At 35.2% G+C, this 17,508-nt stretch carries 12 protein-coding genes; 1 reads left to right on the top strand and 11 read right to left on the bottom strand.

Annotation, left to right across the window (positions count from 1 at the left end; genetic code table 11):
- Positions 1–433: 433 nt before the first annotated feature.
- From guaA to BUA73_RS02160, 9 genes are all read right to left on the bottom strand, one after another.
- On the bottom strand, positions 434–1,987 hold the full coding sequence (guaA, locus tag BUA73_RS02200; protein ID WP_072901839.1) for a glutamine-hydrolyzing GMP synthase: 1,554 nt from the start codon (positions 1,985–1,987) through the stop codon (positions 434–436).
- A gap of 45 nt (positions 1,988–2,032) precedes the next feature.
- Positions 2,033–3,487, bottom strand: coding sequence for an IMP dehydrogenase (gene guaB, locus BUA73_RS02195; RefSeq protein WP_072901837.1), 1,455 nt, complete (start codon positions 3,485–3,487; stop codon positions 2,033–2,035).
- Between the two features lie 343 nt (positions 3,488–3,830).
- Positions 3,831–5,459: a chaperonin GroEL gene (gene groL, locus BUA73_RS02190; RefSeq protein ID WP_072901834.1), complete on the bottom strand. Its 1,629-nt coding sequence runs from the start codon at positions 5,457–5,459 to the stop codon at positions 3,831–3,833.
- Between the two features lie 36 nt (positions 5,460–5,495).
- On the bottom strand, positions 5,496–5,765 hold the full coding sequence (locus BUA73_RS02185; protein ID WP_072901831.1) for a co-chaperone GroES: 270 nt from the start codon (positions 5,763–5,765) through the stop codon (positions 5,496–5,498).
- A 216-nt stretch (positions 5,766–5,981) separates the two neighbouring features.
- Positions 5,982–6,866: a DNA-3-methyladenine glycosylase family protein gene (locus BUA73_RS02180; RefSeq protein ID WP_072902058.1), complete on the bottom strand. Its 885-nt coding sequence runs from the start codon at positions 6,864–6,866 to the stop codon at positions 5,982–5,984.
- A gap of 150 nt (positions 6,867–7,016) precedes the next feature.
- Positions 7,017–8,219, bottom strand: a complete 1,203-nt coding sequence (locus tag BUA73_RS02175) for a CD0519/CD1768 family membrane protein (protein ID WP_072901829.1) — start codon at positions 8,217–8,219, stop codon at positions 7,017–7,019.
- A gap of 169 nt (positions 8,220–8,388) precedes the next feature.
- On the bottom strand, positions 8,389–9,774 hold the full coding sequence (gene gltA / locus BUA73_RS02170) for an NADPH-dependent glutamate synthase (RefSeq protein ID WP_093426665.1): 1,386 nt from the start codon (positions 9,772–9,774) through the stop codon (positions 8,389–8,391).
- Positions 9,775–9,782: 8 nt separating this feature from the next.
- Positions 9,783–10,652 carry a sulfide/dihydroorotate dehydrogenase-like FAD/NAD-binding protein gene (locus tag BUA73_RS02165; protein ID WP_072901825.1) on the bottom strand — a complete coding sequence of 290 codons (870 nt, stop codon included), beginning with the start codon at positions 10,650–10,652 and terminating at the stop codon, positions 9,783–9,785.
- Between the two features lie 189 nt (positions 10,653–10,841).
- The gene (locus BUA73_RS02160) at positions 10,842–11,477 is read right to left on the bottom strand and encodes a redox-sensing transcriptional repressor Rex (RefSeq protein WP_072901822.1); all 636 of its coding nucleotides are present in this window, start codon (positions 11,475–11,477) and stop codon (positions 10,842–10,844) included.
- A 203-nt stretch (positions 11,478–11,680) separates the two neighbouring features.
- On the opposite strand from BUA73_RS02160, the gene BUA73_RS02155 reads away from it, so the two are divergent.
- The gene (locus BUA73_RS02155; RefSeq protein WP_072901820.1) at positions 11,681–13,597 is read left to right on the top strand and encodes an ABC-F family ATP-binding cassette domain-containing protein; all 1,917 of its coding nucleotides are present in this window, start codon (positions 11,681–11,683) and stop codon (positions 13,595–13,597) included.
- Between the two features lie 95 nt (positions 13,598–13,692).
- Here the strand turns inward: BUA73_RS02155 and BUA73_RS02150 are convergent, their stop codons facing one another.
- Together BUA73_RS02150 and BUA73_RS02145 are read right to left on the bottom strand one after the other, a co-directional pair.
- Positions 13,693–14,229: a hypothetical protein gene (locus tag BUA73_RS02150; protein ID WP_072901818.1), complete on the bottom strand. Its 537-nt coding sequence runs from the start codon at positions 14,227–14,229 to the stop codon at positions 13,693–13,695.
- On the bottom strand, positions 14,230–17,412 hold the full coding sequence (locus BUA73_RS02145; protein WP_072901816.1) for a M4 family metallopeptidase: 3,183 nt from the start codon (positions 17,410–17,412) through the stop codon (positions 14,230–14,232).
- Between the last annotated feature and the right edge of the window lie 96 nt (positions 17,413–17,508).

The raw sequence follows: 17,508 nt of genomic DNA, 5'->3' as shown, positions 1-17,508 counted from the left end.
TTCTCAATAAAAAGACATAATGTAAAGCTAAGCTTACATCATGAATTCTTGTGTATTTTAAAACACCCTTGCAATTTTTTAGTACGTTTTTAGTACGCTTTCTTTTTTTTAAATAAAATTCAGTAAAAAAATCCTCGTTCCATAATAGGAACAAGGACTTTTTGTTTATGCACTTCTATTTAAAAAATTGAGAGTTACTCCCGCAGTAGACTGGTGGACTCTAGTCTCGTTATCACTCGCTACAGTCCTACCATTCCTTGCTGTAGGTGACACCTTAATTTTATCTGATTTCTTCGAAATTGATAAAATTGGTGTCTCTCTCGCAGTAGGCTAATGGCCTCTGATTTCGCTTTCGCTCGTCACAGGCCTATTATCCCTTGCTGTGGGTAGTACCATAATTTTGTCTACGCCTTTAGGCTTGACAAAATTGGTACTACTCCCATTCAATCGTTGCTGGTGGTTTGCTTGTTATATCGTATACGATTCTGTTTACTCCTGGTACTTCGTTGACGATACGTCTAGAAATTAGATCTAGTACTTCATATGGGATTCTTGCCCAATCTGATGTCATACCGTCGGATGAGTTTACTGCTCTTAGTGCTACTGTGTGACAGTATGTTCTCTCGTCGCCCATTACTCCTACGGAACGGATGTTTGGTAGGCAAGCGAAGTACTGCCATATAGCTCTGTCAAGACCTGCATTTGCAATTTCTTCTCTAAGGATTGCATCTGCTTCCCTTACTATGTGAAGTTTTTCCTCTGTGATTTCGCCAAGTACTCTTATTGCAAGTCCTGGGCCTGGGAATGGCTGTCTCCATACAAGCTTTGTAGGAATGCCTAGTTCTTCACCTACTGCACGAACTTCATCTTTGAATAGGTCTCTTAATGGTTCGATTAATGTAAACTCTACATCTTCTGGAAGTCCTCCAACGTTGTGGTGACTCTTGATTACTGCAGAGGATTTTGTACCGCTTTCGATGACATCTGCATATATTGTTCCTTGAACAAGGAAGTCCATGTGTCCAAGTTTTTCTGATTCAGCTTCAAATACTCTTATGAACTCTTCGCCGATTATCTTTCTCTTTCTTTCTGGATCAGTTACTCCAGCAAGTTTGCCTAGGAATCTTTCCTGAGCATTTACTCTTACAAGATTCATGTCGAATTGCTTTCTGAAGATTTCTTCTACCTGATCGCCTTCATCTTTTCTTAGTAGGCCGTGGTCAACGAATACACATGTAAGTTGTTTGCCTATGGCTCTATGAACAAGTACTGCTGCAACGGATGAATCTACTCCACCAGATAATGCGCATAGAACTTTTTTGTCTCCTACGATTTCTTTTATAGCTTTAACCTTTTCATCTATAAAAGATGTCATAGACCAATCGCCAGTTACTTTACATACATTGTATAAAAAATCTCTTATAAGTTCTTTACCAAATACAGTGTGCTCAACCTCTGGGTGGAACTGTACGCCGTACAATTTTCTTTCTTCATTTTCGAAAGAACCTACTGGACATTTATCTGTCTTTGACATGATTTTGAAGCCTTCTGGAATTTCTGCAATGTAGTCGGTGTGGCTCATCCAGCACTGTGTTCCTTCACAGTTTGCAAATATCTTGGAATTCTTGTCTAATTCTACGTCAGTTTTTCCGTATTCTCTATATGTTGCTGTGCTAACTTTTCCACCAAGAATGTGTGCCATAAGCTGTGCACCGTAGCATATGCCTAGCACTGGTATTCCAAGGTTGAATAATTCTTTGTCTACCATTGGAGCGCCTTCAGCATATACGCTGTTTGGTCCGCCTGTGAAGATTATGCCCTTAGGACTTTTAGATTTTATTTCTTCAATAGTGATATCGTTGGAAACTATCTCGCAATATACGTGATTTTCCCTGACTCTTCTACCAATTAGTTGCTTATATTGACCGCCAAAGTCAATTATTAATATAAGTTCTCTATTAGTTATCAATTGTTTTCCTCCGTACATTAATTTGAATAGAATTTGTTCTTAACTATAATATTATACTTCAAATTAAGCGTTAATGCTATAGTTTGGAGCTTCCTTTGTGATATTTATATCGTGTGGATGGCTTTCTCTTAATCCTGCTGATGTCTGAACTACAAATTTTGCTGTAGATGAAAGTGTTGGGAAATCTTTGGAACCAAGGTATCCCATACCTGATCTTATTCCTCCTAGTAATTGGAATATGGTGTCTGTAACAGAACCCTTGAATGCAACTCTTCCTTCTACGCCTTCTGGTACAAGCTTTTTGTTGCCTTCTTGGAAGTATCTATCTTTGCTTCCACAAGCCATAGCTCCTAGGGAACCCATTCCTCTGTACACTTTGTAGCTTCTGCCTTGGTATATTTCTATTTCGCCTGGTGCTTCTTCACATCCTGCAAACATTGATCCCATCATACAAACTTGTGCACCTGCTGCAAGAGCTTTTACAAGGTCTCCTGAGTATTTAAGTCCACCATCTGCTATAACTGGTACTCCGTATTTTGCAGCTTCTTCTGCACAGTCCATAACTGCTGTAAGCTGTGGAACTCCAACGCCTGCAACTACTCTTGTTGAGCATATTGAGCCTGGTCCAATACCAACTTTAACGCAGTCTGCTCCTGCTTCTATAAGGGCTTTAGTACCTTCAGCTGTTGCAACATTTCCTGCAATAACCTGTAGTTTTGGATAGTTTTCCTTCACTTTTTTAACACAATCCATAACTCCTTTTGAATGACCGTGAGCGCTATCAAGTACTATAACATCTACCCCAGCTTTAACTAGTGCTGATACTCTGTCTAGGATATCTGCTGTTATACCAACTGCTGCCCCACAAAGAAGTCTTCCTCTCTCGTCTTTTGCGGCGTTAGGGTACATTATAGCTTTTTGGATGTCCTTTATTGTTATAAGGCCTACAAGATTGTTTTCTTTATCTACTAATGGAAGCTTTTCGATTTTGTGCTTCTGTAAAATCTTCTTTGCTTCATCCATTGAGGTTCCTTCTGGAGCTGTAACTAATCCTTCACTTGTCATAATTTCTTTTATTTCTTTATCATACTCAGTTTCGTATACTATATCTCTGTTTGTAATTATTCCAACTAGCTTTCCCTCTTGTGTAACTGGTACACCTGATATTCTATACTTTCTCATCAGTGCTAGAGCATCTGATATTTTATCTGTTGGAGCTAAATAAAAAGGATTAGTTATAACACCATTTTCCTGTCTCTTTACTGTATCAACCTCAGCAGCCTGAGCTTCAATGGTCATATTCTTGTGGATTATTCCGATTCCACCCTCTCTTGCCATGGCAATTGCCATCTTTGATTCAGTAACGGTGTCCATGCCTGCACTCATTAATGGAATATTTAGATTTATTGTTTTTGTAAGACTTGTCTTTAGTGATACCTCTCTTGGTAGGATCTCTGATTTGTTTGGTACTAATAATACATCGTCAAATGTGTAAGCTTGTTTTAAAATAATAGCCATATTTGTTTCCTCCTTCTTTGTATTTTTGTATTTTAATGTACTCATTTGAGTTTATTTTTGAATATTGACGGTTAATATTCTATTTCTCATTCTTTTTGCAAGTTTTCTTGCAAATTCGTCAAAATAAATATTATACTTATTCTATTTAAGTTCGAGGCATTTGTCAATAGCTTTATGCAAAAAACTTTATATACCTTAGTATACCTATTTCTCATAGGTATTATAAGTAAAACTTATATCGTAAAAAGAGGTATTGCATTTTAGCAATACCTCAAAAAAGGAGTGTTACAACGATTTAACTCTGTCTTTCTTTAAATTAAATATTTTTATTTAAATGTATCTATTAATACATTCCGTCCATGCCGCCCATGCCTGGCATTCCTGCTGGAGCTGCATTCTTTTCTGGTATATCCACTACTGCTGCTTCTGTTGTAAGGAATGTAGCTGCAACTGATGCTGCATTTTGAAGTGCTGATCTTGTAACCTTTGTTGGGTCTACTATACCAGACTTAACCATATCCACGTATTCCTCTTTGTATGCATCGAATCCTATGCCTAAATCGCTATTTATAACTTTTTCTATAACTACTGAACCTTCAAGTCCTGCATTCTTTACAATCTGTCTTAATGGCTCTTCTAGTGCCTTTGCAATTGTATTTATACCAACTTGTATATCTGAATTGTTGTCTGTTAATTTTGCTACCTCATTGATTGCGTTAACGTATGCAGTTCCGCCACCTGGTACTATTCCTTCTTCTACTGCTGCCTTTGTAGCTGCAAGTGCGTCTTCTATTCTAAGCTTTCTTTCCTTTAATTCAGTTTCAGTAGCTGCACCTACTTTTATAACTGCTACTCCACCTGCAAGCTTTGCTAGTCTTTCCTGTAATTTTTCTTTGTCGAAATCTGAAGTTGAAGCTTCTATTTGAGCCTTTATCTGTGATACTCTTGCTTTTATAGAGTCTTTGTCTCCCTTTCCGTTAACTATAGTTGTTGTTTCCTTTGTAATCTTAACGCTATCTGCTCTTCCAAGCATATCTATAGTTACGTCTTTTAATTCTGTACCTAGATCATCGGAAATAACCTGACCGCCTGTAAGTGTAGCTATATCACTAAGCATTTCTTTTCTTCTATCACCAAAGCCTGGAGCTTTAACTGCAACACAAGTGAAAGTTCCTCTTAATCTATTTACAACAAGTGTTGCAAGAGCTTCTCCTTCAACATCATCAGCTACGATAACAAGCTTCTTTCCCTGCTGAACTATTTGCTCTAACACTGGTAGTATTTCCTGTATATTGGATATTTTTTTGTCTGTTAAAAGAATGTATGCGTCGTCGATGTTTGCTTCCATTTTCTCTGTATCAGTAGCCATGTATGGGCTTAAGTAACCTCTATCAAATTGCATTCCTTCAACTACGTTAAGCTCAGTTCCCATAGTTTTTGATTCTTCAACTGTTATAACGCCTTCTTTTCCTACCTTTTCCATAGCTTCTGCAATAAGTTGACCTATGGTCTCATCTGCTGCTGATATTGCTGCAACTCTAGCTATATCTTCTTTTCCTGAAATAGGCTTTGAGAAAGTTTTTATCTGCTCAACAGCTTTGTCCACAGCTATTCTTATTCCCTGTCTGATAAGCATTGGGTTAGCCCCTGCAGTGACATTCTTTAATCCTTCTCTTATAATAGCTTGTGCTAATAATGTTGCTGTAGTAGTACCATCACCTGCTACGTCATTAGTCTTTGTAGCAACTTCTTTTACTAGCTGTGCACCCATGTTTTCATACGGATCTTCTAAATCGATTTCCTTTGCAATGCTTACACCATCATTAGTGATTAGTGGTGCACCGAATTTTTTATCTAAAACTACGTTTCTTCCCTTAGGTCCAAGTGTTACCTTTACTGTGTCGGCTAATTTGTCAACACCTCTCTGCATAGCTCTTCTTGCTTCTTCATTAAACAATATTGTCTTTGCCATATTTATCACCCTCCATTAATATCTAATATTCATTTTCTATTCGATAACTGCTAATATTTCAGACTGACTTACAATGATATACTCAACACCATCAAACTTAATCTCGTTTCCTGCATATTTAGAGAATAGCACTTTTTCTCCAACCTTAAGTTCCATTTTAACTTCTGCAGTTCCTGGTCCTACTGCTACAACCTCTGCCTCCTGTGGTTTTTCCTTTGAAGCTCCTGGTAGGACTATTCCGCTTTTTGTAGTTTCCTCTGCTTCTAATCTTTTAATTACGACTCTGTCTCCAAGTGGTCTTATCATTTTTAAAAACCTCCTTAAAATATATATTATTTAGTTAAATACTAGTTTTTTGTTAGCACTCATTCAGTTAGAGTGCTAATACAATTATTATATTAATTAATTAATCCTTTAGTATCAAATGCCATATTTAATTATAAACCAATGTATGCACAAATTATTCAACGTATTCTCAATTTTTCTTTACTTTTCTTACTTTCTCTTATAATCTAATATATCTTAAATTATACGATTTTCTCTGGCCCAATAAAAAAGATATTGTTGTGCAAAACCCGACAAATCTCCAAACTTTTCTCTAGCAAAAAGCCGTATTTTAGGCAATGAAATATCTGGGGCTAAATAAAAATGCTGCATAGCACGTTTTACCCACACGTCCACAGGAAAAGCTGAATACTTCTGCATAGAAAACAAGATAATGCAATCCGACACTTTAGGACCTACTCCCATGAATTCTTGCATTTTTTTATGACATTCATCATCATCTAGCAGCTTAATTTCCTTTAGATCCATTTCATTTCTATTTATTTTGCCTATGGTATCTATAATATATTTTGCCCTAAAACCTGTACCACACTTTTCCATATCCTCCACCGTTGCATCCTTCAACTCCTGGGCAGTGGGAAAAGTATAGTAGATTTCACCATCATATTCTAAGGGTTTTCCCCAAGTTTCGCATATTTTTTGTATAGCCTTTTTTATCATAGGTATTCTATTGTTGGCTGAAATAATAAAACTAATGGTTAGCTCAAAGGGGTCTTGTTTTAGTATTCTTATACCCTGTCCAAACTCAATACTTTCTTTAAGTACAGGGTCATTACTTAATATACGTTTAATATCACCGTAATTTGTTTTTAAATCAAAATATTCTTCCCATATGCTATGAAATTCTTCTATGGATGAGTTCTTAATTATTACATCCTGACAAACTTTCCTTACTTCTACTACTCTCCCAAAGGCAACACCAACATAACTACCAGTTTTTGTTTCATGCCACCTGAAACACTGGCCACATTCAAAAACATGGTGTAAGTTAAAATTCTTAACATTTTTTATAATTATACCCTCTATATTATTTTTTATACATTGGTAGTCTCTACAATCCATGATATTCTCCTTAACTTTTAAAAATAGCTGAATTTTTTCCTCACCATTATAGTTTACCATACTTGTTCTATTAATATCCATTATATATTCATTCTATTTATTTTAGGCAAAAAAATACTGATGAATATTCTCCATCAGTATTTTTATCTTCTAGAAAATTAAGAATAATAAATTTGCTACAATACCGGATACTAAGCCACCAAGGAATTGTGTAGCTATTGCTTTGTTCGTAAGGTTTCTTTCACCTATGGCATCCATCATTCCAACGTGTACACTAAGGAATCCTGCATTACATATACCCATAGCAGTAAATACAGCTATATCTCTAGCCCCTATAATGCCTGTTTCAAGCATATTCTTTGCAATTCCTATTGAAGCTCCTACAGAACCTAGCGATGTAACTGGGAATGCTATGGCCTCAGGATTGCTAAAGCCGAATAGTGGTTGTAGAATAAAGTTAAGTTTTCTACCTATCCAAGGGAATAATTCTATTCCTTCGTAAGCTGCTCCAGTATAAACTCCACCAGCTCCTGGCCCTTTAGCTAACATCATAACTAAAGTACACATAATTACTACTCCTGGGATTATGGTGAGTGCTGTTTCAACTCCAGTTTTTCCACCGTCTAGAAGTGCTTGAAGTATTCTTTGTGCCACGTTACCATTTCTTATTTCTCTGTAATTCATGATGTCGTAGCCTTCATATTCTTCATTCAACACATCTGCATCTTTTCCATAGGCTTTTTTTCCAAACATGATCATTAGTCTTACACTGACTATACCACCTATTAATGCGGCTATATTACCAATAATAATTGCTTTTCCAAGAGGAACTTCACTGCTTGACAATGCAAATAATCCTGTAGTTACAATAAGTCCCATACCAAAGGTTGTACCGAAATTTACTAATGCAGGAACTTGATACTTCTTAAAATACTTTAAAAAACCTTTATCCTGAGCAATTGGCACAATTGAAGGATTGTCTGACAGATAAGTTGTCACTGCTCCTACAGATGCGGCACCTGGAAGGCCAAACAATGGCTTCATAAGAGGATACAAAATTTTGTTTACTACTGCTACTATACCAAATTCAGATAACAGAGCTGTAAAGGCACCAGCTATGACTATAACACCCATGAGAAACCAAATTGTATTCAAAATCAAATCATGGGCCGTGGCTGTCATGGTTTTAAACATGTTGTTTAAACCCATTTTGCTTGCAAAAATTACTCCAAAAATAATTATTCCCACCAACGCAATATACGTTTCTTTTGTTATGGATTTTACTATGCGTTTGTCAGGTTGGTTAGTATTATTCATAGTTTTATCCTTTTCCTTTGCCTGTCCATTTTGCATACAAGCACCTCCTATTATTTTTTTAATGATAGTGTAAGAAATTAAATAATCATTTATTATAATAATCGTATTGTTATTAATTTTGTTTATATACGATTTTAAAAAAAATAAAAGATTACTACATATATACTAGTAACCTTTTATTTTTATTACACTATTTGATTGTGAATTATTTGCTTAACATTTCATCTATAGCTTTTGCTGCTTTTTTACCAGCTTCCATAGCAAGTATAACTGTGGCAGCACCTGTTACAGCATCTCCACCTGCAAAAACTCTATCCTTTGTAGTTAGGCCTGTCTCTTCTTCAGCCACAAGACATTTTCTCTTGTTTGTGTCAAGACCTGGTGTTGTTGAAGCGATTAGTGGATTAGGTGAAGTACCAAGGGACATGATAACTGTATCCACGTCAAGTATAAACTCAGATCCTGGAACTTCAACTGGTTTCCTTCTTCCAGATTCATCTGCTTCTCCAAGTTCCATTCTTACGCACTTCATTCCTGTAACCCAGCCTTTTTCATCACCTATGATTTCTACAGGATTTACTAGTAGATCAAATATAACGCCCTCTTCTTTTGCATGGTGCACTTCTTCAACTCTTGCTGGAAGTTCTGATTCAGATCTTCTGTATACTATATGAGCTTCTTCTGCTCCTAGTCTTAGAGCTGTTCTTACTGCGTCCATAGCAACGTTACCACCGCCAACAACAGCAACCTTATTGCCAGCTTTTATTGGAGTTTCATAATCTCCTTTAAATGCTTTCATAAGATTAGTTCTTGTTAAGTATTCATTGGCAGAGAATACTCCGTTTAAGTTTTCTCCTGGTATTCCCATAAATTTTGGAAGACCTGCTCCTGAGCCTATAAATACAGCCTCAAAGCCTTCTTTTTCAAGCAATGAATCTACAGTGATAGTTCTTCCTGCTATTACGTTAGTTTCTATTTTAACGCCTAATTTTTTAACGTTTTCTATTTCATATTTTACTACAGTGTCCTTTGGAAGTCTAAACTCTGGGATACCATACACTAAAACTCCACCTGGTTCATGAAGTGCTTCAAATATAGTAACATCGTATCCAGCTTTTGCAAGGTCACCTGCACAAGTAAGTCCTGCAGGACCACTTCCTATAACTGCAACTCTTTTGCCGTTCTTTGGTTTTGTTTCACTTAAATCTACATCGTGTTCTCTAGTCCAGTCAGCAACAAATCTCTCCAATTTACCGATAGCTACTGCTTCACCCTTTATTCCAAGAATACACTTGCTTTCACACTGAACCTCCTGTGGACATACTCTTCCACACACTGCAGGTAATGCACTGTATTTTGCAATAACTTTTGCCGCTTGTTCAAATTCTCTATTTTTAACGTGAGATATAAATTCTGGTATAGCTATGGATACTGGACATTTTGTAACGCATAGTGGGTTTTTGCAATTTAAGCATCTTGAAGCTTCCTGTACTGCTTCTTCTTCAGTATATCCAAGACATACTTCTTCAAAATTTTTAGCTCTAACCTTTGGATCCTGTTCTGATATAACAATTCTCTTCATTCTATCAATAGCCATTATTAGTTACCTCCTAAGCACTTGCAGCCAGACTGAAGGGCTTCAGTTTCCTTTTGCTCTTCATCTTTGTACATTCCAGCTCTTCTCATAGCTTCGTTAAAATCTACCTTGTGTCCATCAAACTCCGGTCCATCTACGCAAGCAAATTTAGTAACTCCATCAACAGTTACTCTGCAAGCGCCACACATACCAGTACCATCCACCATGATTGGGTTTAAACTGATAATTGTCTTGATTCCAAGTTTTTCTGTTGTAAGGCATACAAACTTCATCATTATCATTGGTCCGATTGCAATAACTTCGTCGTATTTCTTACCTTGATTGTTTACTAATTCCTCAATAAGGTTAGTAACAAGGCCATGGAAACCATAAGAACCGTCATCAGTTGCTATGTAAACATTTCCGGCAACCTTTTTCATCTCTTCTTCTAAAATAACAAGTTCCTTTGTCTTTGCACCGATTATTACATCAGCCTCTACTCCATGTTCATGTAACCACTTTACCTGTGGATAAACTGGTGCTGTTCCAAGTCCACCTGCTACGAATAGTATTTTTTTCTTTTTAACCTCTTCTAAATCTCCTGTTACTAACTCAGAAGGCTGTCCCAATGGTCCTACAAAGTCAGCAACATAGTCTCCAACATTTAAATCCATCATTTTTAATGTAGAACAACCTATAGCTTGAATTACGATGGTAACAGTACCTTTTTCCCTATTGTAATCGCATACAGTTAAAGGGATTCTCTCTCCTCTTTCATCCATCTTTATGATGATGAATTGCCCTGGTAATGCTGATTCTGCTACTCTAGGTGCCTCAATATCCATTAAGAATATCTGAGAAGACAATTGTTTTTTTTCCACAATCTTAAACATCTTCATTCCTCCACAACATTTAAAAAATATTTAAACAACATTGAATTAATGCTACACACAGAAAAAACACAGGTAAAGAAAAGCCCCCTTTGCCTGTTTCATTCTTTTAAAAAAGAGTGAAAAAAATCACATACTCTCTATTATATATTCTATATTTTTATAAATCTTAAGTCAATACATGTAAACAAACTATTCTACATCATTTAGCACACAACTTAAAGTCAGAAGACTATCACTTAGGTGAACATTCTCCACTTTTATGTTTTCTGGAACCACAAGATCTGCAGGGGCAAAATTCCATATACCCTTGACTTTGCCAGCCACCATGGTATCGCATATCCTTTGAGCATTTTCCTTATTAACGCATATTATACCAATATCCACATGGTTGTTCTTTAAAAAGCCTTCTAGTTTTTCTATATCCATGACTTCTTCATCTCGAATTTTCAAACCCACAAGTTTGGGATTTTTGTCGAAGATACCACAGATATCAAATCCAAGTTTTCTAAAATTATCATAATTTATCACGGCCTGACCTATATTGCCACAACCTACCACAACCATTTTATAGTCTTTGCCAAGTCCAAGTATACCACATATTTCTTCGTATAACGCTTCCACATTATACCCATAACCTTGCTGTCCAAAATCTCCAAAGCAATTGAGGTCTTGGCGTATTTGGGATGCAGTAAAGCCTATTTTTTCGCCAAGTTCTTTAGAAGATATTCTATCAACTTTATTGTTCAAAAGTTCATTTAAATATCTATGATACTTAGGCAATCTCTTTATTACAGCTTTTGATATATTTTCCTTTTTTCTGTCCATGGAAACACCTCCCCATTTCTTATTCCAAGGAATAACGTAATATTAAACTTAGTCATAATACAATCTTATTCTTTATATAAGCCTTTTGTCAAGTTTTTTCATAGAAAGAACTACAAAATATATGACTTCACTGAGATTATTATGTATAATATATACTAGGGTTGTTTTGCATTGTGATAATAATATGAAATGCAGGTGATAACATGACAGTACTTAGCTGTAAAAATATAAAAAAAGCCTATGGAATAACTGAGATATTAAAAGATGTTACTTTCAGTATCAATGAGGGTGACAAGGTAGGTCTTGTTGGTCCCAACGGAGCTGGCAAATCTACACTTTTTAAAATACTCACAAATGCTTTAGAACACGATAGCGGTGAGATATATATAGACAAGAATAAGGAGCTTGGTTATCTATCTCAAGATCTCTCTCTTGACTCCGATAATACCATCTACGACGAATTGCTTCTCGTATTCTCTGATTTAACTAAATTAGAAAATAAAATAAAAGCCATGGAAGCAAAGTTAAATTCCACTTATGATGGTTGCAATGAAGATGAGTACAACAAGCTGATTCACAACTACACCACTAGTCAAGAACTCTTCGAAATTCGTGGTGGCTATACATATAAAGCTGAAATATATAGGGTGCTATATGGTCTTGGGTTCGAGGAAGATGATTTTACAAAACATATTAATATATTGAGTGGTGGCCAAAAAACAAGGGTGGCTCTTTGTAAACTTTTACTCCACAATCCTCAGATACTACTTCTAGATGAGCCTACCAACCATTTAGACCTTTCTGCCATTGAATGGTTAGAGGATTATCTTAAGAGCTACAAGGGCAGTGTGCTTATAATCTCCCATGACCGTTACTTCTTAGATGCCATCACCAATAAGACCATTGAGTTAAACGATGGTTGCATAGATGAATACAAGGGCAATTATTCTTCATTCATAGAACTTAGAAAAAAGAAATATGAAGAAAAACTTAAGGCGTATGAAAATCAGCAATTAGATATAAAGCGTCAAGAGGAAATCATAAAGAAATACAAATCCTTTAATAGAGAAAAGAGTATTCGAGCAGCTGAGAGCAGACAGAAAGCTTTAGACAAGGTAGAACGTCTGGATGCCCCAAAAAACGACTTAAAACTTAAACATTTCTCCTTCCAGACCCAGATTCAAAGTGGAAATGACGTGCTCATGGTGGAGAATTTAAGTAAAAGCTTTGGAGATAAACAATTATTCACTGATCTTTCTTTCCAGCTCATTCGAGAGGATAAAGTAGCACTTATAGGCGATAATGGCCGGGGTAAAACCACATTTTTTAAGATTCTCATGGACACATTAAAACCTGATAGTGGCCGTAAATTTTTAGGTAAAAACGTAGAAATAGGCTACTACGATCAGGAACAATCAAACTTACATCATAACAAAAACATCCTTGAGGAGGTGTGGGATGATTACCCTGAACTCACCATGACGGAATTGCGTTCTGCCTTGGCAGCATTCCTTTTCTTTGGTGACGATGTATTTAAGGAAGTAGGAAAACTTAGCGGTGGTGAAAAATGCCGAATAAATCTTTTAAAGCTTATGCTTAGTAAATCAAACTTACTTTTGTTAGATGAGCCTACAAACCACCTTGATATAATGTCAAGGGAAGCCTTAGAAAGTGCCCTACTTTCTTATGATGGCACTATATTAGTAATATCCCACGATAGATACTTTTTAAATAAGGTGGTAAATAAGATTTACGAGCTACAATTGAATGGTGTTACCGAATACCTAGGAAATTATTCTTATTACGTGGAAAAGAAGAGAAACCCTATGCGTTTTCAACCTATGGAAGAGGAAAACAATGGTATAACCAAAACTCAATTGAACAATGACAAGAAAAAGAAGCGCGAACTGGAAAAGGAAGCAAAGCAAAAACAACTACAGCTTAAAAACACTGAAAAAGAAATAGCAAAATTAGAAGAGGAAATAGAAATATTGCACTGCGAACTATGCAAGGAAGAAATCTATTCCAACCCAGAAAAATCCATGGAAGTCAATGCCTCCATTGCTGAAAAAGAAGCTTCCCTAGCTGAGCTTTACGAGAAATGGGAAGAACTTTGCTAAAAACTATCATATTATTTTCAACTAAATCAAAAGTTCCCCACATTGTTGTCATAAATCATCATGTGGGGAACTTGTAGTTTTTATTGTGGTATTGTTTACTTTGTCAGAAGATATTTAATTTCATCAATATATCGGCATACTGCTTTTACATTCTTGTCATCACTAGTATACTCCATTTGTCCCAACTCTTGAAGTAGGATTAATCTACCAGTATCATTTCCCATAGCACATAGATACTTTCTAGCTCCGGGATCAACTATGAAATTAACATTTAGCATTTTGCCTTTTAATTTAACTTCTGATATTTTTTTTATTTTATCTAATATATCATCAGGAATTATCCCCACATTTGCAACAATGGGAACATCCGAACTTTGCATACATTCCTGCAGATAAGAATCATAATATTCTTCATCCTTTTTTTTATCTACAAGACTTATCTTCTTAACATCACCGTACCCATTTACAACATAAGCATAATTAAATTCGGGGTATGAAAAATTTTCAACCTGGTAAGAGAGTATTATTTCAGACATATTTAAAGTTTTTTTAGGTTCATCATTATCAGATAAACTACATCCTATCAAGAAACAACTCATTAGTATAAGCACTATGATTACTATTTTTTTCATCTATCTCTCCTCATTTATTGTATTATTCTCAACTAAATTAATAGGAATAATTATCTTTGTTGCCCCATTATACCTAAATACAGTCCAAAACCTACCATCACCTGTTGGTATATTAAATGTATATACAGGTGTCGCTGCTCCATTCATATATACACTAACTGTTGCCTGTGACCTATTTATATTCTCCTCTCCACTGTAATTATATACGTAGAAAGTATACATTCCTACTTCGCTATGATATATTGTAGTAGTCTCCGGACCATACCCACTTGTATCATCAAGATCTAACATGCACACTAAATTATTTTCATTATAAAAACTTTTGTTTCTATAATCTACGTGCCCAGCTAAAGTATTTAGCAAACTACATAACATATGAGAATCTAGGTCGCGCGGTGTATCTCCCCACGATAAAACAACTCTAATTTGATTTCGTTCTAAACTACTAGAAATCACTCCATTCTGTTCACGTATCAAATGACCACCCAATACTTTTATATTTATAAAAGTAGATAGATATTCATCACCATTTTTTACTTCATCGACAATTTCCACACAATAGTTTCCAGATTCTAAGGAATCTATGATATATTCGCCATTATCATCTGTTTTTATTGTTTTAGTTATATCTGTATATATGTTGTTAATACCTCTTCTTACATTTAAGGTCACTCCACCTACCCCTAAACCTGTTGATGCACTAATAACTTTACCACGAGCTCCTCCCATTCCTTCGTATTCTTTAGGAACCAACGCTACAGTTCCACAATAATATTCTGATTTGAATATTGAATCAATATCACTTAAATACATTTTTTCAGATACATAACCTTCCTTGTCGAAATTAATTAAATATTTATCCTCCAATTTTATTTGTGATATATATATGCCGCTATCCTCTGTACTTGTATAACCATATTTCTCTGTCTTATTAAAAGAATAAACATTTATGTTTACATCTTTTATCCCTTTGTTATTTCCAATTATGGTGTCTAAATCCGCAGTTACAACCTTGCCATTTAATTTTATACTATTGCAAAAATAGTCTTGTGTTATGGATATTTTATCTAATCTTTTAAAATATGACTTATACGTTTCGTTGCAATCTTCTGTAACATTTACCTGTTTAAAGCTTTGCTCTATTATACCAATTTCCGCCTTAGAAAAACCCAAGTTTTTAGCTGCTTGTATAACATTTACTCTAACATCCCAGAAATCAGAATGCACCTCATATCCTAAACATAATGATTCATACCATAAGCTTTGAAGTCTTTCAAACCCTATACCATTTTTATACATCAAATATGCTGCATGGGATATAATAGTTGAATTTTGATGTACACCACCAAAATCATTCCCTTTAGTATAATACTCTGGATTACTGTAATCTTGAAAATATTTACCATTAAACTCAGCACAATCTCCTAAACTATTAGGATCAGAAACATCTCGTATACCTTTTCCACTACAAATATCCTCTCCAACTATCCAATCCTTGTAACCCTTTTTGTTGCTATCATAAAAACATGCAAAAATATCTGCGTATGCTTCATTTATTATTCCTGGTAATCCTTTATTAATTTCCCCCAAATTTGTTTCATAACCAACAATAGCATGAGTAAACTCATGACACAATACATCTTCTGCCGCTGCAAGTGATATCTCTTTAAATCTATCTCCATCGCCTTTACCCATTGCTATTAATTTCCTTGTTGAATCCCAATAGGCATTGTTCTCTATGCCTGTGTTTAAGTAGATTCTTATATTGTTCCCAGTTATTTTAGTCCAAGCATCATCATAAGATATTCTATCAAATGTATTGAGATAATACTCATAGATATCTTTCATATTAGCCATAGCTGAAATCTGTTCCTCTGTCCATTCATTCTTACTGCTTGACTGGTAAATATCATTCTTGAAAATTTCAGCACCATGAGCATCACAGATACGTATATTCCTTTTCATATCTTCTAGCATATACTCTACTTTATTACTAAACCAATGAGTATTCTCTATGATGTTAAATGTTCTCTCCTTATTATTTAAATCGGTTCCCTTTACCTCTATATTAGAATCATATTGTGTAGTACATGTTTTATAAATAACATCATCATTTATAGCACTTACTAGTGCTCTATATTCACCTTTATTTAAATCACCATTATCCTCTAACAAATCAAAATAAACCTTCCATACTAATTCTACTTTACCATAATAATTAGATATATATAATCTCTTACTCTCATCCTCATCTCCATATGCCTGTGCTCCAATATATTTTTCCTCTACAGATTTTAAAGCCTCTTCGTATGTTGTTTTAGGTATTACATTAATATCTTTATTTATAGGGAAATAGTTCGATCTTAAATAACGTGTTTTCCCTTGAGGATCTACCGAGAGAACTACTGTTTTGCCATAAACTTCTATACCATTATATACCTGATTAAATTTATATATACTTCCTTTTTTATTTGATTTTACGGAGGTTGATTTTAATTCCTCAAATGGATTACTAATCCCCATTGCAGTCTTCAAACTATATAGCGAATAAAGTGCCGTTTCATACGAATCTACCTTTATATCACTATAGCTCCCTGATATATTTGTAATGTATCCGAATTCACTTATTTCTATATTATAATTATCATATCCACTGTTCATTTCCGCCAAATCATCTACTGATAAATCTTTTACATTTGATGGATCAAAATTTCTTGTATTCATAACAGTTACTGCGAATTCCTTTACCAGTGTTCTACCTTCGTAAGTAAGCTTAGCTGTTAATTGTACACTCTTTGGCTCACTGGATGGTCTATTAACTTTTCCACTTAAGTCTATTATCTGTTCATCACTTGATGTCCATTCAATATCAGAACCATATTGTCCACTTTCAACAAGCATTACATCCTGTGTAACGGCAGAATCACAATCTCCAGGATTGTAACCAATTCTAAGATATTTAAAATCATCTTCAAGTGGGTCAATTACTTTTCCCATATTATCATATAAAACTAATATATGTTCTGGATCCACTACCTCATCCTGTGTCTTAAATATATAACTTACTTTTATAGATGCTCCTACCTCAATGTTAGCATTTACACCATTATTAGTAATAAGGTAGCTTCCATCCTCGCATTTCGAATATCCATTATCATAATTTTCCCATGCACCGTTATACACAGAATCTATTCTGCCTGATGGCTAGCTGTTGTAACACTCCCTCCTCATTAGAATGGAGTTAACAACAGACACGCCCCTAGATAACGAATTCTAACC

The organism is Hathewaya proteolytica DSM 3090 (assembly GCF_900142225.1).
Classification (GTDB): Bacteria; Bacillota; Clostridia; order Clostridiales; family Clostridiaceae; genus Hathewaya; species Hathewaya proteolytica.
The sequence above is the reverse complement of the archived record's forward strand: the minus strand, read 5'-3'. Positions and strand labels throughout refer to the sequence as shown.

Coding starts and splice junctions, on each gene's coding strand:
- guaA (WP_072901839.1), bottom strand. CDS start 1,987: ATGTACGGAGGAAAACAATTGATAACTAATAGAGAACTTATATTAATA.
- guaB (WP_072901837.1), bottom strand. CDS start 3,487: ATGGCTATTATTTTAAAACAAGCTTACACATTTGACGATGTATTATTA.
- groL (WP_072901834.1), bottom strand. CDS start 5,459: ATGGCAAAGACAATATTGTTTAATGAAGAAGCAAGAAGAGCTATGCAG.
- BUA73_RS02185 (WP_072901831.1), bottom strand. CDS start 5,765: ATGATAAGACCACTTGGAGACAGAGTCGTAATTAAAAGATTAGAAGCA.
- BUA73_RS02180 (WP_072902058.1), bottom strand. CDS start 6,866: ATGGATTGTAGAGACTACCAATGTATAAAAAATAATATAGAGGGTATA.
- BUA73_RS02175 (WP_072901829.1), bottom strand. CDS start 8,219: ATGCAAAATGGACAGGCAAAGGAAAAGGATAAAACTATGAATAATACT.
- BUA73_RS02165 (WP_072901825.1), bottom strand. CDS start 10,652: ATGTTTAAGATTGTGGAAAAAAAACAATTGTCTTCTCAGATATTCTTA.
- BUA73_RS02160 (WP_072901822.1), bottom strand. CDS start 11,477: ATGGACAGAAAAAAGGAAAATATATCAAAAGCTGTAATAAAGAGATTG.
- BUA73_RS02155 (WP_072901820.1), top strand. CDS start 11,681: ATGACAGTACTTAGCTGTAAAAATATAAAAAAAGCCTATGGAATAACT.
- BUA73_RS02150 (WP_072901818.1), bottom strand. CDS start 14,229: ATGAAAAAAATAGTAATCATAGTGCTTATACTAATGAGTTGTTTCTTG.